This is a genomic window from Pseudomonas sp. S2_E01 (assembly GCF_054668365.1).
In genome coordinates, this window is record NZ_CP162762.1 from 5,325,136 (window position 1) to 5,346,150 (window position 21,015).

Below are 21,015 nucleotides of genomic sequence, written 5' to 3' on the forward strand. Positions count from 1 at the left end.
GGCAATTACAGTTAGTTCGACGTCTTCGCCATCTGCGTATCCGTTGCCCGCCAGATCAGCCGCGTAGTGTCGTAACCCTGCTGGCGTGCCTTGCTGAGCAATTCCTCACGGACCACCCCGTTGACCGTCGGGGTCCGCGACAGCAACCACAGGTAACGCCGGCTCGGATCGCCGACGATGGCCGTCTTGTAGTCATCGCTGACGAACAACACCCAATATTCGCCCTTCGCCACACCCGGGATCAGCCGAGAAAACCAGTTATCGAACTCGACCCACAGCTTGTCGGTCTTGCCGGGCACCTGTGGATAAGCCGTACCCTTGGCTTCTTCCCATTGCCAGTCCGCGGTCAGGCAACGATTGAGCACCAGGATATTGCCGTCGGGCTTGAGGGTGTAATGCGCTTCCGATTGTGCGCAGTTGCGCTGGAAGTACATCGGCAGACGCGCCAACTCGTACCAGGTCCCCTGGTACTTCTTCAGATTGACGCTATTGACGGTTTTCGGCGCCAGCGGATCTTCACCAGAGGTCGCGCAGCCAGCCAATACCAGGCTGGCAAAAAGGAGGATCAAAAACTGCTTCATTGTTTTTCTCCCGCGGGCACAGCGCCCCGGATTACTTCAGGCCTTGGCCGGAAAACATCATCACTTTGTCACCGGCGTACTGCACGCTGATAAAGCTGTTCTTGTCGCCCCAGGTGCAACTGGACAGACCAAATGCGCCTGAACAGTCGGTAGGCTTGCCCAGCAAGGTTTCTACCTCAGCCTTGGGCATGCCTGTCGACAATTTGGAGTAGTTTTCCTGATTGACCTTGCCGCACGCGACCAACAACACGCAGAACGAAAGCAGGGCGACGGAGCGCAACGACATGGTGAAACTCCTGGAGCGTAGGGGGAATGGCAGATTGCCAAGCAGAAGCTTAGAAGTGAAAATCGTTGTCTGGTTCCCTCATCCCCCGTCTATTTATCGGGCCGCTCGTCTGCCTTTGTCCGAAAAATCAGCCACTTTGCGCCGCCGTTGTGCATTTCGTCGGCTTTGGCCAAATGCGCCTAATCTTTGGCGCCTTTGAGTCGACATAATGACCAACGCCACGCACCATTTTGTGGCACATTGGCGCCCTCGTTGACCAGCCCTTCTGCGGTAGTTCATTTAATGACCAGAAACATCAAGTTCAGCCACAAAATTCTGTTGGCTGCTGCCCTCGTGGTGGCCGTCGCATTTGCCTGTTTCATCCTGTTCAACGACTACCGACAGCGCCAGACCCTGCGCAGCAGCACTGAAACATCGATGCAGGAACTCGGCAGCCTGACCACCAGTAACATCCAGACCTGGCTGGAAAGCCGCATCCAGTTGCTGCAATCGATGTCGCAGCAGGTTTCCGCCGACGGCAGCGCATTGAGCAGCCTGAAGCGCGTGATCGACCTGCCCGCCTACACTGGCAACTTTCAACTCAGTTACTTCGGCGGCACCGATGGCGTGATGTTCTCGGTCCCGGCGGGTAACCGTGCGGCAGATTACGACCCCCGCGCCCGTGGTTGGTACAAGGCGGCCAACACCGCACAACAGACCATCGTGACCGAACCCTACATTGCCGCTTCCTCCGGCAAGCTTGTGATTACCGTCGCCACTCCGGTGCAGCGCCAAGGCCAGATGATCGGCGTCGCTGGCGCCGACATCGACCTGTCCAGCGTCAGCGCGATCATCAACTCGCTGAACTTCGGCGGCCATGGCCACGCGTTCATCGTCGGCGCCGACGGCAAGATTCTCATTCACCCGGACAGCAAGCTGGTGCTCAAGAGCCTGGCCGAGGCCTATCCCAACGACACGCCAAAGGTCAGCCCAGGCATGAAAGAAGTCGAGATCGACGGCAAGCGCCAGTTCATCTCCTTCACCCACGTCAACGGCGTACCCTCGGCTGACTGGTACGTAGCCTTGGTACTCGACCAGGACACAGCGTTCGCAATGCTCAGCGAGTTCCGCACCTCGGCGTTCATCGCCATGGTGATCGCCGTGGTGATCATCATCACCTTGCTGGGCATACTGATCAGCTTTCTGATGCAACCGCTGCTGACCATGGGCCGCGCCATGCATGACATCGCCGAAGGCGAAGGCGACCTGACCAAACGCCTGACCATTCACGGCCATGACGAGTTCGGCGCGCTGGGGTTGTCGTTCAACCGCTTCGTCGAGCGCATCCACACCTCGATCCGCGAAGTGTCATCGGCCACCGGCCAGGTCAACGAAGTGGCGTTGCGGGTCGTGGCGGCCTCCAACTCGTCGATGTTCAACTCCGACCAGCAGGCCTCGCGCACCAACAGCGTCGCGGCGGCGATCAACCAGCTCGGCGCTGCCGCACAGGAAATCGCCCAAAACGCCGCCCTCGCCTCGCAGCACTCCAGCGATGCCCGCGCGCTGGCAGAAGACGGCCAGCAAACCGTGGAAAAAACCATCAGCGCCATGCATCAGCTGTCGGCGAAGATCAGTGATTCCTGCGGCAACATCGAGACGCTCAACAGCAACACCGTGAACATCGGACAGATTCTGGAAGTGATCACCAGCATCTCTCAGCAGACCAACCTGCTGGCGCTGAACGCGGCCATCGAAGCCGCCCGTGCCGGTGAAGCGGGTCGTGGCTTTGCCGTGGTCGCCGACGAAGTGCGCAACCTGGCGCACCGCACTCAGGATTCGGCGCAGCAAGTGCAGAAGATGATCGAAGAACTGCAAATCGGCGCCCGCGAAGCGGTCAGCACGATGACCGACAGCCAGCGTCAGAGCGAGAGCAGCGTCGGCATTGCCAACCAGGCCGGCGAGCGCCTGGGCAGCGTGACCCAGCGCATCGGTGAAATCGACGGAATGAACCAGTCAGTCGCCACCGCGACCGAAGAACAGACCGCCGTTGTGGAGTCGATCAACGTCGACATCAACGAGATCAACACGCTGAACCAGGAAGGTGTCGAGAACCTGCAGGCGACACTGCGCGCCTGCGCGGATCTGGAGCAGCAGGCAGCTCGGTTGAAGCATCTGGTGGGTAGCTTCCGGATCTAGGGCGCGACCACCGACGCAATCGCGAGCAGGCTCCCACAGGTTCGATGTGATCCCTGTGGGAGTGGCGGTGAGACAATATGACTTGCTCGCGATTGCGCTATCGGCGACATCAAGTAATTCAGACGCTCATTGATCAGCTCAGCCTGACGCAGGACTGAATTAGGACTAAACTCAGTCCTATCTATTCCTCCGAGCACTTCATTTCATGAAACTCTCATCCCAAATCAAGCCGATCAGCTACCTTAAAAGCCATGCTGCCGAGATAGTCAAAACAATCACGGAGAGCCGCGAGCCTCTGGTAATCACCCAAAACGGTGAAGCGAAACTGGTGGTCATGGATGTAAAAAGCTTTGAGGAGCAAGAAGAAACGATGGCACTGCTCAAACTCCTGGCGATGGGTAATCGGGAGATAGAGCAGGGCAACTTCCGTGATGCCGAGGATGTCTTCACTGACCTCGACAGGGCTGACAATCAATGAGTTTAAAGGTCGTCATTCTTCAGTCAGCCGAAACAGACCTCAAAGAGCTTCGTACCTACCTCACCCGACAGCTCTCGAATCAGACTTGGCAGAACACTTTTGCCAACCTGAAGACCGCTATTCGCAACCTGGGAGAACAACCCTATGCAGGGTCGACCCCCGAAGAAATCGACAAGCTCAATCTCAGTCAGTACCGACAAATTCTTGTTGGAATGAATCGAGTGATTTATGAGGTTCGCGGACAGACAGTCTTCGTTCACATCATTGTCGATACCCGAAAAAGCCTGCTTGCATTGTTGCTGAAACGGCTTGTTCAAGGGAATGCGTGAAGCTGAAGAACCTTAAAAGCGCGAACCTGGCTTATTTAAAAACAGCAACTCCTCAGCCGTAGATTCGCGTCCCAGCACCTCATTGCGATGAGGAAACCGCCCAAACTGCGCGATCACCTTCTGATGCTTCTCGGCATAGCCCAGGTAGTCGGCAAACAACGCTCGATCACTTTCCGGCTGTTGCTCCATCAGGTCGATGTAACGCGAGATGCACTCGTTCTGCACCGCCAGGTGTTCGCAGTGTTCCAATACCAGGTAGATGAACACCCGCTGGATCGGCAGCAATTGCCGGTCTAAATCCGCAGCGATACCTTGCGCCACCAGAGCCTGGGCTCTGCTGTCACCGGAAAAGGCTTTGGGGGTCTCGCGAAACAGCATGCGCGGCAATTGATCGAGCAACAGCACCAGGGCCAGCCAACCTTCAGGGCGTTGCGCCCATTCAGTCAATCCGCCGGCCAGTGCCTGCTCCACCCGTTCCCCGAAACGCTCACGCGCCTCGAGGTCCTGGCTGTCGCGCTTGCCGAACCACAACCCGCCCTTCTGCGCCGCCACTTCCTTTGCTGATTCGGATGTCCCGAACCACCATTCGAGCAACGGCTGCCAGGGCGCGGTCACGGGTTATTCCTTGTGGTAGGCCGTGGCGCGGGCCACTTCTTCTTTCGAGCCCAGGAACACCGCGCAACGCTGGTGCAGGCCTTCCGGCTGGATGTCGAGGATGCGCTGGTGGCCGTTGGTGGATGCACCACCGGCCTGCTCGACCAGGAAAGACATCGGGTTGGCTTCGTACATCAGGCGCAGTTTGCCTGGCTTGGATGGCTCGCGGCTGTCACGTGGGTACATGAACAGGCCACCACGGGTCAGGATGCGGTGCACGTCCGCCACCATCGCGGCCACCCAGCGCATGTTGTAGTTTTTCTTCAGAGGACCTTCTTCGCCCGCCAGCAACTCGTCGACGTAGCGTTGCACGGGGGCTTCCCAGTGACGCTGGTTGGACATGTTGATGGCAAATTCCTGGGTGGACTCAGGAATGGTGATGTTTTCGTGGGTCAGGACGAAGCTGCCCATTTCACGGTCCAGGGTGAAGCCCTTCACGCCATCGCCCAAGGTCAGCACCAGCATGGTCTGCGGACCATAGATCGCGTAGCCGGCAGCGACCTGCTGGGTGCCTGGCTGCAAGAAGGCCTTTTCATTCAAGGCTTCGTTTTGGCTCAGGTATTCGCTCGGGCAACGCAAAACCGAGAAGATGGTGCCGACCGGAGCGTTGATGTCGATGTTCGACGAACCGTCCAGCGGGTCGAACACCAGCAGGTAGGCGCCTTTCGGGTATTTGCCAGGGATCTGGTAGGCATTGTCCATTTCTTCGGACGCCATGCCGGCCAGGTGACCGCCCCATTCGTTGGCTTCGAGCAGGATCTCGTTGGAGATCACATCGAGTTTTTTCTGCACTTCGCCTTGGACGTTTTCAGTGCCCATGCTACCTAGAACACCACCCAGGGCGCCTTTGGACACGGCGTGGCTGATCTCCTTGCAGGCACGCGCCACCACTTCGATCAGGAAGCGCAGATCGGCAGGAGTGTTGTTGCTGCGGGTCTGCTCAATCAAATAGCGACTCAGGGTAACGCGGGACATGGACGGCTCCGGAGAATGGGGGGGGGCTAAAAACCCGCGCAGTTTAGCGCGAGTCGAGGCGCATTTCCTCCTATCAGACGTGATACGCCCAATAGAGTTCATGCGCGGGGTTTAGCGTAGTTCGAATCCGGCATTTTCACTGGCCGATATGCCCTCATCGCTGTAGGAGCGGGCTTGCCCGCGATCGGTGTGCAGCACCGACTTTAAGAACTGGCCGGAGGCTTGCGCAACAAACTGAACGCCATCGCCCCCAGGAACAACACGCTGAGCAGCAACACTGCCCACAAACCGAATTTCTTCCAATCGGTGTTCGAGGTCGCCGCGCCCACAGCCGTTGAGGCGGGTGTGCTCACCACCTCGGCATCCACCGTCGCCCGCCCCAGCGCTGCCCACTTCGCCGCACTGTAATCGGGAATCAGCGTGGTCAACGGCAGGTTCGCCGTCTTCGCCGTCGCGTTACCCACCGCCAGGGTATAAGGCCCGGCACCACGGGCGAGGAACACCAGTTGCGTGGCGCGTACGGCAAATTTCACCTTCGGCGCCTGTTCACCGAGGCCACCGCCCCGCTCGTCCACCGTCAATTTCAACTGCTGTACGGTTCGCCCCGGCAACTGCAATTCGTTCTGCACCACCTCCTGGCCGTTCTGCGTCAGGCGATAGAGCAAGCCACCGCCAAGCGGCTGCCATGGCCGCCGACTGTCCAGCCGTCCGGCCAGGGTCGCCGGCGCCAAGCTGTTCGGCTGGTCCAGCTCGACCTGCAAGCGTTCGACATTCACGCCCACCGGCAATTGCCAAGTGTATTCGCCGGCCTTCTCGCGGGTGCCCGCCAAGGACTGCGACCACATCAACGGCAACGACAGGCTGCGCGAGGTTGCGCTTTGCAATTGCGCCGAGGTCAGCGTGGGTGCCGAACTCGGCGTGCTCCACAACAGGCGCAGGTAACGCGCCGATTGCCCCGGCAAACCCACTTCATGCTGCTCGACCCGCTCGTCAGCAAACGTCAGCCGCGCCACCTGCCCCTCACCCCAGGACTGCCAATGCTGCAGGTCGTCGCTGGCTTCAATGCTGAAACGCTGGAAACCGTCGCGCTCGCTGGTCCAGTCAAGGATCAACTGCTGCAACGGCGCCTTGATCGCACTGGCATCGAGCAGCCAGCCGCGCAGCACTTCTTCACCGGCTTCCAGCTGACTCGATGGCTGCACCTCGACCAACGCGCCATTGGCATTCGATTGCACCCGCACACTCGGCGCGCGCTCGTTGTCGTCCGCATCGTTGTACAACGGAAACCACTTCACGTCGGTCAAGAGACGGGTTTCCCCTGCCTGGGCGTTTTCCCGCGCCAGCGCATAGGCCTGTGGCTCGCCGTTCGCGTTGAACACCCGCACGTCGCTCAGGTCGGTCTGCCGCGCGCTCAGTTGCACGGCCAGAGGCAATTCGAGGCGATACCACGGGCCCTCGCCGCTCAGCGTCAAGGGTAACTGCGTGGCAAAGTCCGACGGCTGTTCCAGCGCGTTGACCGAAAAAGCGAGCCCCATGGCAAAAGCGCCTGACCAGACCCGGTTCAACTTCTGACTCAAGACGACACTCCTTCGGTTTGCGGGGCAGGTTTTTCAGGGTCCGGCGCAGCCTCGGCACGTTTGGGCGGCAACGGGGCGAAATAGCCCACGACCAACAGCAATACACCGACGCCGATGAACGAGACGATCCGGGCAAGCCCGCCACGGTTGCTCAATTCGACAAAGAACAGTTTCGCGACCACCACGCCGATCAACGCCGCACCAATCAACCAGACCTCGCGACGTCGGCGCAGGTGGCCGCCGATCATCAGGCTCAGGGCCATCAGGGTCCAGATGATCGACAGGCCAGCCTGTACCTGCATCGACGCAAGCAGCGAATCCAGCTCGAACGGGACGCCACCCCAATGGTGCGCGGTGCGGTTCACCAGTGCGGTGAAAAACGCGAACAGCAAGATGCCAACGGTCAGTTGCGTGGCGCGATCAATAACGTCCTTGTTCAGAGCACATTGCGTCGCCGCACTGCGGGCCCACACATAAATGCCGAACAACGAAAACAGCAGACCCAACTCCAGAGGATTGAGCAACGGCACGTAGGGCAACGGATCGGCAGCGCCGCTGCTGAAGCAGTTCGCCAGCCAGAACCAACCGAGCATCAGCAATGCCAGCGGCGCCGCCGCATAAAGCCTGTACTCACGCGGATATGCAGCCACCGGCCAAGGCCAGTTGCGGGGACTGGCCATCAACACCAGGTACAGGCTCGGCAGAATCGCCCAACCCAGCCAGCGCCAGGCGTTGTACTGCTCGGAAAGCAGCAACATACCGAAACGCAATTCCAGCGCCAGCACGCCGATCAACAACCAGCAACCGAGCACGTGGGCAACGCTCAAGACCCGCACCGAGAGCATCGGCGCCAATCGGCGCAACGAGATCAAGTGCACGACGAACACCGCCGCCCAGGCCAGCCAGCCGAAGTTGGCTGCCGGGTGATAACGCGAGTGCCACGCGGCGAGCAACACCCATCCTGCCGTCGGTATCAGCGCCGTGCAGAGCAAACCCAGCGCCGGCCACTTCAGGCGCACCGCCAACACCGTCCACAGGGCTGCGTTCAACGCCGCCACCGTCAGCAACAAGACGGTTTGGGCCTCGAATGAGGCGAACCGCAGTACTTCGCTGCCCCATGCCAGTGCCCACCAAGTCGCGCCCCAGACCAGCAGCCCATCGGACAGACGCTGGTTCAACAGCGCAACCGGACGGTCTTGCTGCAAGCGCCAGGCCCCGAGTAAACCTGCCAGACCCAACACCAAAGGCGTCCAGAATCGGTAATGCGCCAACGGCCGCACGCCTTCGCTGGACAGCGATGCGAGAAAGTCCGAGCCAGCCACCAGGAACAACCCACCACCCAGCAACTGCACGGCAAACCCGCTGAGCGCGAAGGTGCGAGATTGCAGATGCAGCCCCATAAATATCGTCGCCGTACCGGCCAGCGCCCAGGCGATCGCGGTGCCGTATACGAGAAAGAACAAAGGCGCCAGCAGATAGAGAAAGGCCAGCCCCAGACATGCTAACACCGGCAGTGCCCGACGCTCCCAGGACGAGGCAACATCTGGCGGGGCCTTGCGCAAATGGTAGAAGCTGAACAACAAGGCCACGCCGAGCAGCAACGCGCCCAGCGGTGCACCTGAAACCAGGCTGAAGTCGCCGGCCCGCAGTTCGCCGACGAACGCCAGCGCCGCGCCCACTTGCAGCAGCAACGCGAAGGCGCGGGCCAATGACCGTTTCTGCCGCAGGCCGAGCCAGAAGATACCCGCACCTTCAACGGCCCAGGCGGCGGTCGTCCAGCGCGCATCGAGCCCCAGCGGAATCGCCAGGCTGGTGAAAATCACGCCCAGCGCGAGGCAGGTTTCCCCCAACAGCATCGTGCGCCCGCTGAACAACGCCCGCGTCAACGCCATGTACACAACGCCGAGCGCCAAAGCGCTGAATGCGGCGGCGAAAGGCAGATGCTGCACCAATGCGAACTGTAAGCCGAAGCCCACCAGCGGTGGACCAAACAGCAGCGTGCCGTCGACATAGTCGCCTCTGCGCGCCGACCAATGCAGCAGCGCCTCGCGGTTATCGTCTTCCGGTGCGTCGCCCATTTCCCGTAACTTGCGCCGCGCGAACAACAGGCCGATGGCCAGGTACATGAGGAAAAACAGGATCAGGAACGGTTCGGTGCTCCACAACAGTTCCGGTGTATAGGACCGCAGGCCCCAGGTGAAGCCGATGCCAAAGGTGCCGACAAAGCCGATCACGTTGAGGGGGCGCCACGCCTTGAACCAGGCAATGCCAAGGATGCCGGCGTTGAGCAGGGCGAAATAACTGAACAGCGCGACATGGCTGCCAGCGCCGGTGGACGTGAGGATCGGCGCGGCGAAACCGCCCAGTGCAGCGGCGCAGGCCAGCGCCAGGGAATCCTGGGTGATGGCCAAAATAGCCGAGAACACCGTCACCGCCACCAGCAGGCCGAGCGCTGCGGTGGGGTCCAGCAACGGGTGCAGGCGCATCGCGGCAAACACCGTCAGGTACAACACGCCAATCCCGGTGCCTTGCAGCATCAACGCATAGTTGCGATTGCGTTGGCGCAGCCACCAACCCAGCCCGAGCAAGGCCAATGCGGCGGCCGCTACCCCGGCGTAACGCAGCTCAAGCGGCACCACCATGCCTTCAGTGGCGTAACGCAACAGAAACGCCAGGCCGAAAAACAACAGAACCACGCCAACGCGCAGCACTGTATTACCGCCCAGCAACCAATTACGCGCACCGGCAAGGGCACGCTCGATGACGTTCGGACCACGGTCAGCGACAGGCTCGCGCACGGGTGGCTCGGCTGTCCAGGCATCGTCGGACAGTGGCTGACGAGGTTGTGATAGGGGCTCAGGCTCAGGCTCAGGCGGAAGCTCCCACACCAATTCAGGTGTCGCGACGGATGCTTCTTCAAGCGAGAGCTCAAGGGAAAAATTCGACTCCCTGGCCAAGGGTTGATCAACCGCTGGCTGCGGCACTTCGACACCCGTGGTTTCCAGCACCGCCAGACGTTGTTGAACCGCATTCAACGCTGCCTGCGCCTGCTCCAACAGCACGCGCTGTTCAGCGGCTTGCGAGCCCAGACGGGCGATACGAATGGCCTGGCCAATTCCCAACCCGAACAGCGCGCCCAATAGCGCGTCACTGAACGACTCGTCGAGCATCCAGCCCAGCACAAGCCCAATCAACATGAACATCCATTGCATGGTCGATATCCCTAAGCAGCCCCGATGTGGGGCGAATCCGGGCGAAGTGGCATTGGCCAGAGTCTAGCCTGCCGCCCGGTTTAACCGCTGCCTAGTATATCGATCAGGCCCGTTGACCACCGGGCCTGCCTCGCAATTATTGCTCAAAGTTACTCCAGGGCTTTCCAAATGTCCGTGGCGTACTCGCGAATGGTCCGATCGGAAGAGAACCAGCCCATCCGCGCGGTGTTCAACACTGCCGAACGCCACCAGGCATTGGTGTCATGCCAATGGGCTTCAACACGCATTTGCGCATCCCAGTAGGCATCGAAGTCCGCGCAGACCAGGAAGCGGTCATGCTCAATCAACGAATCAATCAACCCGGTATAACGCGACGGATCATCCGGCGAGAACACACCGCCGCGAATCGCTTGCAGCACATCACCCAAGCGATGGGACGCGGCAATATCCGGCGTGGCGTTGAACTCGTGATTCTGCTTGCGCGCCTCCACTTGCTGCGCGCTGAGGCCGAAGATGAACATATGCTCGGCACCGATGCGCTCGCACATCTCCACGTTGGCACCGTCCAGCGTGCCGATGGTCAGCGCGCCGTTGAGGCCAAATTTCATGTTGCTGGTCCCGGACGCTTCGAAACCGGCGGTGGAAATCTGCTCCGACAAATCCGCCGCCGGAATGATGCTTTCTGCCAGGCTGACGTTGTAGTTGGGCAGGAATACCACCTTGAGCAAGCCGCGCACGGTTGGGTCGTTGTTGACCACCCGGGCGATGTCGTTGGTCAGTTTGATAATCAGTTTGGCCTGGTGATAACTGGCCGCTGCCTTGCCAGCAAAGATCTTCACTCGGGGCACCCAGTCGACTTCCGGCTCGGCGCGAATGGCCTGATACAGCGCGACGGTGTGCAACAGATTGAGCAACTGACGTTTGTATTCGTGAATGCGTTTGACCTGCACGTCGAACATCGCCGCCGGATTGATTGCTACCCCTAACCGCTCGTGAATAAGGTACGCCAGGGCTTTTTTGCTGTGCAGGCGCTGTTCGGCGAAAGCCTTGCGAAATGCCGACTTCTCGGCGAACGGCTCCAGGTCCTGCAAGCGTTCTTCCGGGTGATCGAGCAGGTCCGCGCCAAGCGCATCGACCAGCATCGACGTCAGTTCCGAGTTGGCCTGATAGAGCCAGCGGCGGAAGGTGATGCCGTTGGTCTTGTTGTTGATCCGCGTCGGATAGAGTTTATGCAGCTCGGAAAACACGGTTTTGCGCATCAACTGCGTGTGCAGACCGGACACCCCGTTGACGCTGTGGGAGCCGAGAAACGCAAGGTTGCCCATGCGAACGCGCCGACCGTTGTCTTCCTCGATCAGCGACACCGCGCGCAACACGTCGAAATCATGGATGCCCTTGGCACGCAGCGAGTCGATGTGCTGGGCGTTGATCAGGTAAATGATCTGCATGTGCCGTGGCAGCATGCGCTCCATCAGGCCGACCGGCCAGGTTTCCAGTGCTTCCGGAAGAAGTGTGTGGTTGGTGTAGGAAAGCGTGTCGACGGTCACCTGCCATGCAGCATCCCAGGCGACATCATAGACATCCACCAACTGACGCATCAGCTCGGCCACGGCAATCGAGGGGTGCGTGTCGTTGAGCTGGATCGACGCATGATCGCCCAGGGTCAGCACCGAGGTGTGCATGTTGCGATGACGCCGCAGCAGATCCTGCAGGGAAGCGGCAACGAAGAAATACTCCTGGCGCAGGCGCAGCTCCTGGCCAGCTTCAGTGCTGTCCGCCGGGTAGAGCACACGGGAAATGCTTTCCGCACGCGCTACTTCAGCGACCGCACCCAGATGGTCGCCAGCATTGAAGCGCTCCAGATGCAGGTCTTCGACGGCCCGGGCCCGCCACAAGCGCAGGGTGTTAACGCTCGCCCCACGCCAGCCGACCACCGGGGTGTCGTAGGCAATGGCGCGCACAGTCTCGCCCGGCGACCAGACTTGCTTGGACTTGCCTGTTTCATCAGTGACGGTTTCGACGCTGCCGCCGAAACCAATCGGGTACACCACCTCTGGACGCTCGAACTCCCAGGGGTTGCCGAAATCCAGCCAGTGCTCGGTCTGCTCCTGCTGCCAGCCATCGACGATCGCCTGGCGGAACAAACCGTGCTCGTAACGAATGCCGTAGCCGTGGCCGGCAATGCCCAGGCTCGACATGCTTTCCATGAAGCACGCCGCCAGGCGACCAAGGCCGCCGTTGCCCAATGCGGCGTCGGGCTCCAGCAGGCGGATACGCTCCAGGTCGACACCCAGTTCGGTCAGGGCCTCGCGGGCGACATCCAGCAGGCCGAGATTGCTCAGGCTGTCGTAGAGCAGCCGGCCGATGAGAAATTCCAGGGAGAGGTAGTAAACCCGCTTCTGACCTTTGCGGTAGATCTGCCGGGTGTGGTCCATCCAGTGCTCGACCATGTGATCGCGCGCCGCCAGCGCAATGGCTTCGAACCAGTCGTGGTCGAAGGCGTGATCCGGGTCTTTGCCCACCGCATAAGTGAGCTTGGTCAAGACGGCGTCGCGAAATGCGGCCACCTCTGCTTCGCGAACAAGTGGTTCTTGAGTCATCGATAGGACCTCGAGCGAGCGGGAATTGTTGAGCCTAGACGGTCTGACAGACGGCAGAGGCTCTGGTTCGGCAGTTTTTTCCAGGAAGCGTGAGATAGCTCGGCATTACTTTGTCATGTACCTGAATGAATGCAGGGGCCGTGCCGGATAACACCGTTGATGGGGCAGCACAGAAAAAATCTGGCGAAAGGTTGTTCAAAAATCCACCAGTCCCGGTATGATCGCGCGCCCTGATGCACATGCCTGGTAACAACCGATGATGAAGCCCAACCTGATCGCCGCCGCCGAGATCGATCGCCTCGATACCTGGGCCAAGTACACCGCCCCGATGTGCGGCTCGTGCATGTCCAGCTGTTGCACTTTGCCAGTGGAGGTCAAGATCAAGGACCTGATCCGCATTGGCATCGTCGACGAATTCGAGTTGGGCGACCCGCCGAAGAACATCGCCAAGCGCCTGCAAAAGGAAGGGCTGGTGGAGCGCTTCAATCAGAAATCGGGCATCTTCACGCTGCAACGCATGAGCAACAATGATTGCTACTACCTGGATCGTAAGAGCCGCCTGTGCACCATTTATGACAAGCGCCCGGACACCTGCCGCAACCACCCCAAAATCGGCCCGCGGCCAGGGTATTGCGCGTACAAGCCCAAGGAAGTGGAGCGGGAGCGGGGTTCGCGCAGCATCGAGCGGTTCTGATCTGCCGATTGCTCCGACATGGCCAGGGTAACTTGGCCATGGGTCCGCGTCGCCAATTCCTATACGCCGCAAACTCCCGCCCGACAGAACAAACCTCACGCAGTCATTAGTGTGGAGCATCATTTCTCTTGAGAAGATGCTCATGCGTTATTTAAAGGCAACCGCCCAGAATCGTAGCGGCAACGGCAAGGCTGATGCCGTGCTCCTGCACTTTCACAATGGCCCGGCCAATCAGGTTCACGAAGCCTTCGCCCTGGACATGTCCGCCGACGGCCTGATCGAGTTCGGCTTCGCCGGTGACATCGACGGCGACGGCAAGCAGGATTTTCAGGATCAATTGCTGCTGACTCGGTTTGCCGAGGTCTTCCTGAAGCTCAACTGGTTCAACGAGGGTGATAACTGGGAGCGGTATCTGAAGATCGCTGCCACTGACCACCAGGACGGCTCTCCCGACGTCGTCAGGCTTCAATTCAGCGAAGACGACGGTTCGCCCGGCACGGCCATTCGCATCCGACCTGCTGCGGCGTACGACGATGACAATGACGGCGAGCTGGACTCCTTTACCAATGGCGATGTGGATGGCGATGGGATTGCCACCAAGGCGGACAAGGTTTTGTTGCGCCAGATAGCAGAGGCCTATTTGGCGTTTCGGTGGTTTGATGTCTGACTGCTGACTTTTTGCGGCGTCTGCTCGCGATGAGGCCAGCACAGACAAAGCAGAACCCCAGACAAACAAAAACGCCCCCGGCCTTTCGACCGGGGGCGTTTTTATTCAGCCGGGCTTAGTTAGCCTTGGCTTTCTTGGCAGCGCGGGTACGCTCGCTTTCGTCCAGGATCTTCTTGCGAAGACGGATGGACTTAGGAGTGACTTCACACAGCTCGTCTTCCTGGATGTATTCCAGAGCCTGTTCCAGGGTGAAACGAACAGGTGGTACCAGAGCGATGGTTTCGTCTTTACCCGAAGCACGCATGTTGTCGAGCTTCTTGCCCTTGGTAGGGTTGACGCCCAGGTCGTTGTCACGGCTGTTCTGACCAACGATTTGACCGTTGTAGATCTCCTGGCCGTGTTCTACGAACAGCTTGCCACGAGCCTGCAGGGTTTCCAGGGAGTAGGTCAGTGCCTTGCCGGTTTCAACCGAAACCAGTACGCCGTTCTGACGACCGGACATGTGGCCGGACTTCACTGGAGCGTAACGATCGAAGATCGAGGTCAGGATGCCAGCACCGTTGGTCAGGGTCAGGAACTGGTTACGGAAACCGATCAGACCACGAGCAGGGATGTTGTATTCCAGACGCACACGGCCTTTGCCATCCGGCACCATGTTGCTCAGGTCGCCTTTACGCAGACCCATCTCTTCCATCACCTTGCCCTGGGATTCTTCAGGGATGTCGATGGTGACGTTTTCGAACGGTTCCTGCTTGACGCCGTCGACTTCACGAATGATCACTTCCGGACGGCCCAGGGCCAGTTCGAAGCCTTCGCGACGCATGGTTTCGATCAGTACCGAGAGGTGCAGCTCACCACGGCCGGAAACCTTGAACTTGTCAGCCGAGTCGCCTTCTTCAACGCGCAGTGCAACGTTGTACAGCAGCTCTTTGTCCAGACGATCCTTGATGTTACGGGAGGTCACGAACTTGCCTTCTTTACCGCAGAAAGGCGAGTCGTTTACCTGGAAGGTCATGGAAACGGTTGGCTCGTCGACGGTCAGAGGCTTCATCGCCTCGACGGTGTCCGGGTGGCACAGGGTGTCGGAGATGAACAGCTCGTCGAAACCGCTGATGCAGACGATGTCGCCGGCCGCAGCTTCTTCAACGTCGATGCGGTGCAGACCGTGGTGACCCATCAGCTTCAGGATACGACCGTTGCGGCGCTTGCCGTCGGCGTCGATGGCGACAACCGGAGTGTTCGGCTTGACGCGACCACGAGCGATACGGCCAACACCGATAACACCCAGGAAGCTGTTGTAGTCCAGTGCCGAGATTTGCATCTGGAAAGGACCGTCACGGTCAACTTTCGGCGCTGGAACGTGGTCGACGACCGCTTGGTACAGCGGGGTCATGTCTTCGGCCATGGCGGTGTGATCCAGACCGGCGATGCCGTTCAGGGCCGAGGCGTAAACAACCTGGAAGTCCAGTTGTTCGTCGGTAGCACCCAGGTTGTCGAACAGGTCGAAGATCTGGTCCAGAACCCAGTCAGGACGCGCGCCCGGACGGTCAACCTTGTTGATCACGACGATTGGCTTGAGGCCAGCTTCGAACGCTTTCTTGGTGACGAAACGGGTTTGCGGCATAGGGCCGTCTTGAGCGTCAACCAGCAACAGAACGGAGTCGACCATCGACATTACGCGCTCTACTTCGCCGCCGAAGTCGGCGTGGCCCGGGGTGTCCACGATGTTGATGTGGTAGCCGTTCCAGTTGATGGCGGTGTTTTTCGCCAGAATGGTAATACCGCGCTCTTTTTCCTGGTCGTTGGAGTCCATCACGCGCTCGTCGTTGAGCTCGTTGCGCTCCAGGGTGCCGGATTGACGCAGGAGTTTGTCTACCAGGGTGGTTTTACCATGGTCAACGTGGGCAATGATGGCGATGTTGCGTAGATTTTCGATCACTTGTGTATCTCGATCAGAGGATTCGGTGTGCTGACAAGTCTTGGCAGCGATTAACAGTAGCGTCCGTGAAAGCCTTTACAGCTTTACGGTGGCGTCGGGGGGCCGGTGACGCAAGCCACAGGCAAACAGCCCCGGGCACTTAGCTCGGTCGATAAACGCGCACATTGGCATGCCCCTCACTGAGCAAATGGTGGGCATGCAGGCGACTCATCACGCCTTTGTCGCAATACAACAGGTACTGGCGAGTAGGGTCCAGTTCCTTGAAACGAGCGTTCAGAGCATAAAACGGCATCGTTTGTACCTCGATGCCAGCCAGTTGCAGCGGGTCATCCTCGGCGGCATCCGGATGGCGGATGTCGATCACGATCTGACCGGCCAGCGCGTCGCTGACTTCTTCAATTTGTACGTCCTGGCCCAGTTCATCGATCACACGATCGATCGGGACCAGCTTGGCGTTCTCAAGGGCGCGCTCAAGCACGGCCATGTCGAACTCTTTCTCTTCGTGCTCTACACGGTGGCGCTTGGCAGCCGTCTTCGGATTGACCGAAATGACCCCGCAGTACTCCGGCATGTGCTTGGCGAAATCAGCGGTGCCGATTTCGTTGGCGGTATCGATGATGTCCTGCTTGTGGCTGGCGATCAGCGGGCGCAGCACCAGCTTTTCGGTGACACAGTCGATCACGGACAGGTTCGGCAACGTCTGGCTCGACACCTGGGAGATCGCCTCGCCCGTGACCAGGGCGTCGATATGCAGTCGATCAGCAATCTGCGAGGAAGCGCGCAACATCATACGCTTCAATACTACGCCCATATGACTGTTATCGACTTTGCCGAGAATTTCGCCCAACACTTCCTCGAACGGCACACTGACAAATAACACGCGTTGCGAGCTGCCGTACTTCTTCCAGATGAAATGCGCGACTTCCATGACGCCCAATTCGTGGGCACGACCGCCCAGGTTAAAGAAGCAGAAGTGGGCCATCAGCCCACGACGCATGATCTGGTAGGCCGCAACCGTGGAGTCGAAACCGCCGGACATCAGCACCAACGTCTGCTCCAGCGCACCCAGCGGATAACCACCGATGCCAGTGTGCTGGCTGTGGATGACAAACAACCGTTGGTCGCGAACTTCGATACGGACTTCGATTTCCGGCTTTTTCAGGTCGATGCCGGCGGCACCGCACTGACGGCGCAACTGGCTGCCGACATATTTTTCGATATCGATCGAGCTGAACGGGTGCTTGCCGGCGCGCTTGCAGCGCACCGAGAAGATTTTCCCGGCCAGTGCATCACCGTAGTGCTGCTTGCACTTTTCGACGATGTCGTCGAAATCGCCCAGTGGATATTCGTCAATCTGCAGGAAGTGCGCGATGCCCGGCATGCAGCTCAGGCGCTCGCCCATCTCTTTCAGGGCCTTTGGGTCTTCTACGCGGGTGTCCAGCTCGAGGTTGTCCCACACGCCGTTCACCACCACAGCCGGGTCCAGGTCACGGAGCACGGCACGGATGTTTTTGGCCAACTGACGGATGAAACGCGTCCGGACAGGTCGGCTCTTGATGGTGATCTCGGGAAAGACTTTTACGATTAGTTTCATGAAAACAGCGCGCGCAGGGCCAGCCGAAAAAGGGGGGCGCGGATTATAGCGGAAATTGCTCAAGGTTTAACCAGTTAATGTGCAGAAGGTTTTGCGCGCACCAAAACAGGTCGTTTTCGATTGAAGGCGCCACATTGTAGGGCGATATTTTTCCGATTTGGCGGCTTGAAGCCTTGATAAGCGTGAATTTGGGGCAAAAAACCCATGCTGGGGCACTGGCATGCAATTTGCTCCCTTGTGAGGCAGGTTGCCTTGGCAGAGTATTCGCGCCGGCATCACAAACATTATGGGCATCCACTACCCGCCCTAAGCCACCCCGGAGGACAGTATGTCGAAGTCGGTTCAACTCATTAAAGATCATGACGTCAAGTGGATTGATCTGCGCTTCACGGACACCAAAGGCACCCAGCACCACGTGACCATGCCAGCTCGCGATGCGCTGGATGAAGACTTCTTCGAAGTCGGCAAGATGTTCGACGGCTCCTCCATCTCCGGCTGGAAAGGCATCGAAGCTTCCGACATGATCCTGATGCCGGATGATGAAACCGCCGTCCTGGACCCGTTCACCGAAGAGCCGACCCTGATCCTGGTCTGCGACATCATCGAACCTTCGAGCATGCAAGGCTACGACCGCGACCCACGTGCGATCGCCAAGCGCGCCGAAGAGTACCTGAAGTCTACCGGTATCGGTGACACCGCGTTCGCAGGTCCGGAGCCAGAGTTCTTCATCTTCGACCAGGTGAAGTTCAAGTCCGACATCTCCGGCTCGATGTTCAAGATCTACTCCGAGCAAGGTTCGTGGATGTCCGACCAGGACATCGAAGGCGGCAACAAGGGTCACCGTCCTGGCATCAAAGGCGGCTACTTCCCGGTTCCACCGTTCGACCACGACCACGAAATCCGTACTTCCATGTGCAACGCGCTGGAAGAAATGGGCCTGACCGTCGAAGTTCACCACCACGAAGTGGCGACTGCCGGCCAGAACGAAATCGGCGTCAAGTTCAACACCCTGGTGAAGAAAGCCGACGAAACCCAGACCCTGAAGTATGTCGTGCACAACGTTGCCGACGCTTACGGTCGCACCGCCACCTTCATGCCGAAGCCTCTGTACGGCGACAACGGCTCGGGCATGCACGTACACATGTCCATCTGGAAAGAAGGCAAGAACACCTTCGCAGGTGAAGGTTATGCCGGCCTGTCCGACACCGCCCTGTACTTCATCGGCGGTATCATCAAGCACGGTAAGGCCCTGAACGGCTTCACCAACCCGGCTACCAACTCCTACAAGCGTCTGGTTCCAGGTTTCGAAGCTCCGGTCATGCTGGCCTACTCGGCTCGCAACCGTTCCGCTTCGATCCGTATTCCTTACGTGTCGAGCCCGAAAGCCCGCCGTATCGAAGCACGCTTCCCGGATCCGGCAGCCAACCCGTACCTGGCGTTCGCTGCACTGCTGATGGCTGGCCTGGACGGCATCCAGAACAAGATCCACCCTGGCGACGCAGCTGACAAAAACCTGTACGACCTGCCGCCTGAAGAGGCCAAAGAGATCCCACAAGTTTGCGGCAGCCTGAAAGAAGCCCTTGAAGAGCTGGATAAAGGTCGCGCGTTCCTGACCAAAGGCGGCGTGTTCTCCGACGACTTCATCGACGCCTACATCGCCCTGAAAAGCGAAGAAGAAATCAAGGTTCGCACCTTCGTACACCCACTGGAATACGAGCTGTACTACAGCTGCTGATCCGGTAGCGCCTGCGCAAGCGGCGTGACGAAAAAAGAGAGGCCTCCTTCGGGAGGCCTTTTTTATGCCCGCTATTCAATGGCACATGGAGAACCCTCTGGGAGCGGGCTTGCCCGCGATTGCGACCTGCCTCACACAGAAGACGCTGGATTTGCCGACGCCATCGCGGGCAAGCCCGCTCCCACAGTTTTTATCTGCGTGTGATTCGGGAAATCACTTCACAGTGTTAACGGTTTGAGATAACCACCCACCCTGACCTATGCTGCAACCCAATGCTTTCATTTCTGGTCGAGCTCATGGGTCGTGGTTTCTTTTGCATCCTGCTGTTGATCGCCCTGCCCGCCGCAGCGCAGATCTACAAGTACACCGATGCTGCCGGCAACACCGCCTACAGCAATCAACCGCCCGATGGCGTGAAGGCACAGCCGGTCGAACTGCCGCCCCTCAATCGCGTCGAGCGCCAGGCGCCAGTCGCGCCATCAGCCGAGGCGTCGAGCAGCGAACGACCGCTCAGTACGTACGAGGTGCTGGAGCTGACCCATCTGCCGACCACCGAAGCCCTGCGCGCCAACAATGGCACCTTCACCGTCAATGTGCTGATCAAGCCCAAGCTGCAAGGCGCACACTTATTCAGGCTGTTGCTGGACGATCAGCCCTATGGCCAACCGAGTAACGTGCCGATCCTGCAACTGGTCAACATCGATCGCGGCACCCACAGCTTGGCCGTTCAGGTGATCGACGGCGAGAAAGTCATCCAGCAGAGCCCCAGCGTGACCTTCACCCTGCAGCGGGTGCACACGCCGTGAATGCGTGGCTACTGATAGCCTGCTTGATCGCGCTGCCGGCATCAGCCGAGGTGTTCACTTACATCGATGCCCAGGGCAATCGAGTCTTCACCGATCAACCCGGTGCTGGAAACGCCAAGCGTGTGCCTCTGGCAACGAGCAACCGCATGTCCGCCAATCCGACCGGCGCGGCGCCGGTGAAGCCCAGTGCAAAAGCCGACGCAAAGCCACCATTGCGCTATGACATGTTAAGGGTACTGGTGCCGGAGCCCGATGCCACGATTCGCAGCAGTACCGGTGAGCTGATCGTCAGCATCACCCATGAACCCGGCCTGCAACCGGGTCACCGCTACCGCTTGTTCCTCGATGGACAACCCACCGCCGAACCCGGCCAAAGTCCGGTGTTCGCCCTGAACAACATCGACCGCGGCAGCCATCAACTGTCCATTGAGATCCTCGATGCGCAGGGTCGCACGGTGGAGCGAACCCCCAATCAACCCTTTCACATGCAGCGCATCTCCCTTGCGCAGAAACGCAAAGTCCAGCCCTGCACGCTCACCGACTACGGCCAGCGACCGGAATGCCCCCTGAAGGACAAACCGGAACAGGAAAAAAATCCCTTCCTTCGCTTCTTCTGACGCCGTTCAGGTTCGCGCACTACAATGGTGCAAATGCATGCACGGCGCCCGGATGTCAGCCCATTTTGGTTCGAAAATACCCGCGAAAGCTGGCAT

The 21,015-nt window shown here is 59.3% G+C and carries 17 protein-coding genes and 1 pseudogene; 9 read left to right on the plus strand and 9 right to left on the minus strand.

All coding sequences use genetic code 11. The annotated features are described in order from the left end of the window. Positions 1–11: 11 nt before the first annotated feature. Both AB4O36_RS24520 and AB4O36_RS24525 read right to left on the minus strand, forming a co-directional pair. Positions 12–581 (minus strand): lipocalin family protein, encoded by a 570-nt coding sequence (locus AB4O36_RS24520; RefSeq protein ID WP_460118899.1) that lies wholly within the window; start codon positions 579–581, stop codon positions 12–14. Positions 582–612: 31 nt separating this feature from the next. Beyond that, positions 613–867, minus strand: coding sequence for a hypothetical protein (locus AB4O36_RS24525; RefSeq protein WP_460118901.1), 255 nt, complete (start codon positions 865–867; stop codon positions 613–615). A 282-nt stretch (positions 868–1,149) separates the two neighbouring features. Here AB4O36_RS24525 and AB4O36_RS24530 point away from each other — a divergent pair. From AB4O36_RS24530 to AB4O36_RS24545, 4 genes and pseudogenes are all read left to right on the plus strand, one after another. Then, positions 1,150–2,184 (plus strand): annotated as a pseudogene (locus tag AB4O36_RS24530) (HAMP domain-containing protein); the annotation flags it as partial. Positions 2,185–2,277: 93 nt separating this feature from the next. Next, entirely contained in the window at positions 2,278–3,042 is a 765-nt protein-coding gene (locus AB4O36_RS24535; protein ID WP_460142173.1) for a methyl-accepting chemotaxis protein, read from the plus strand. A gap of 205 nt (positions 3,043–3,247) precedes the next feature. Further along, on the plus strand, positions 3,248–3,520 hold the full coding sequence (locus AB4O36_RS24540; protein WP_460140462.1) for a type II toxin-antitoxin system Phd/YefM family antitoxin: 273 nt from the start codon (positions 3,248–3,250) through the stop codon (positions 3,518–3,520). Continuing rightward, positions 3,517–3,849 carry a type II toxin-antitoxin system RelE/ParE family toxin gene (locus tag AB4O36_RS24545; RefSeq protein ID WP_460140463.1) on the plus strand — a complete coding sequence of 111 codons (333 nt, stop codon included), beginning with the start codon at positions 3,517–3,519 and terminating at the stop codon, positions 3,847–3,849. Before AB4O36_RS24540 ends, AB4O36_RS24545 begins: the two co-directional genes overlap by 4 nt. 12 nt (positions 3,850–3,861) lie before the next feature. Here the strand turns inward: AB4O36_RS24545 and AB4O36_RS24550 are convergent, their stop codons facing one another. The 5 genes from AB4O36_RS24550 to AB4O36_RS24570 form a co-directional block, all read right to left on the minus strand. Next, positions 3,862–4,464 carry a DUF924 family protein gene (locus AB4O36_RS24550; RefSeq protein WP_460118907.1) on the minus strand — a complete coding sequence of 201 codons (603 nt, stop codon included), beginning with the start codon at positions 4,462–4,464 and terminating at the stop codon, positions 3,862–3,864. Between the two features lie 3 nt (positions 4,465–4,467). Next, entirely contained in the window at positions 4,468–5,478 is a 1,011-nt protein-coding gene (locus AB4O36_RS24555; protein WP_460118909.1) for a class 1 fructose-bisphosphatase, read from the minus strand. Between the two features lie 203 nt (positions 5,479–5,681). After that, on the minus strand, positions 5,682–7,055 hold the full coding sequence (locus AB4O36_RS24560) for a DUF3999 domain-containing protein (RefSeq protein ID WP_460140464.1): 1,374 nt from the start codon (positions 7,053–7,055) through the stop codon (positions 5,682–5,684). Continuing rightward, positions 7,052–10,267, minus strand: a complete 3,216-nt coding sequence (locus tag AB4O36_RS24565) for a DUF2339 domain-containing protein (protein ID WP_460140465.1) — start codon at positions 10,265–10,267, stop codon at positions 7,052–7,054. The genes AB4O36_RS24560 and AB4O36_RS24565 overlap by 4 nt, the downstream gene beginning before the upstream one ends. 149 nt (positions 10,268–10,416) lie before the next feature. Further along, positions 10,417–12,867 (minus strand): glycogen/starch/alpha-glucan phosphorylase, encoded by a 2,451-nt coding sequence (locus AB4O36_RS24570; protein WP_460140466.1) that lies wholly within the window; start codon positions 12,865–12,867, stop codon positions 10,417–10,419. Positions 12,868–13,123: 256 nt separating this feature from the next. On the opposite strand from AB4O36_RS24570, the gene AB4O36_RS24575 reads away from it, so the two are divergent. Both AB4O36_RS24575 and AB4O36_RS24580 read left to right on the plus strand, forming a co-directional pair. After that, complete coding sequence (locus AB4O36_RS24575) at positions 13,124–13,561, plus strand: YkgJ family cysteine cluster protein (RefSeq protein ID WP_460118914.1); 438 nt, start codon at positions 13,124–13,126, stop codon at positions 13,559–13,561. Between the two features lie 142 nt (positions 13,562–13,703). After that, positions 13,704–14,228, plus strand: a complete 525-nt coding sequence (locus tag AB4O36_RS24580; protein ID WP_460140467.1) for a hypothetical protein — start codon at positions 13,704–13,706, stop codon at positions 14,226–14,228. Between the two features lie 115 nt (positions 14,229–14,343). On the opposite strand, the gene typA is transcribed toward AB4O36_RS24580, so the two are convergent. Further along, positions 14,344–16,167 carry a translational GTPase TypA gene (gene typA / locus AB4O36_RS24585; RefSeq protein ID WP_460140468.1) on the minus strand — a complete coding sequence of 608 codons (1,824 nt, stop codon included), beginning with the start codon at positions 16,165–16,167 and terminating at the stop codon, positions 14,344–14,346. A 139-nt stretch (positions 16,168–16,306) separates the two neighbouring features. Continuing rightward, complete coding sequence (thiI, locus tag AB4O36_RS24590; RefSeq protein ID WP_460140469.1) at positions 16,307–17,761, minus strand: tRNA uracil 4-sulfurtransferase ThiI; 1,455 nt, start codon at positions 17,759–17,761, stop codon at positions 16,307–16,309. Between the two features lie 328 nt (positions 17,762–18,089). Here thiI and glnA point away from each other — a divergent pair, with 328 nt between their 5' ends. From glnA to AB4O36_RS24605, 3 genes are all read left to right on the plus strand, one after another. Continuing rightward, on the plus strand, positions 18,090–19,496 hold the full coding sequence (glnA, locus tag AB4O36_RS24595) for a type I glutamate--ammonia ligase (RefSeq protein WP_460118922.1): 1,407 nt from the start codon (positions 18,090–18,092) through the stop codon (positions 19,494–19,496). Positions 19,497–19,792: 296 nt separating this feature from the next. Further along, on the plus strand, positions 19,793–20,302 hold the full coding sequence (locus tag AB4O36_RS24600) for a DUF4124 domain-containing protein (protein ID WP_460142174.1): 510 nt from the start codon (positions 19,793–19,795) through the stop codon (positions 20,300–20,302). Beyond that, the gene (locus tag AB4O36_RS24605; protein WP_460140470.1) at positions 20,299–20,919 is read left to right on the plus strand and encodes a DUF4124 domain-containing protein; all 621 of its coding nucleotides are present in this window, start codon (positions 20,299–20,301) and stop codon (positions 20,917–20,919) included. Before AB4O36_RS24600 ends, AB4O36_RS24605 begins: the two co-directional genes overlap by 4 nt. Positions 20,920–21,015 lie beyond the last annotated feature (96 nt).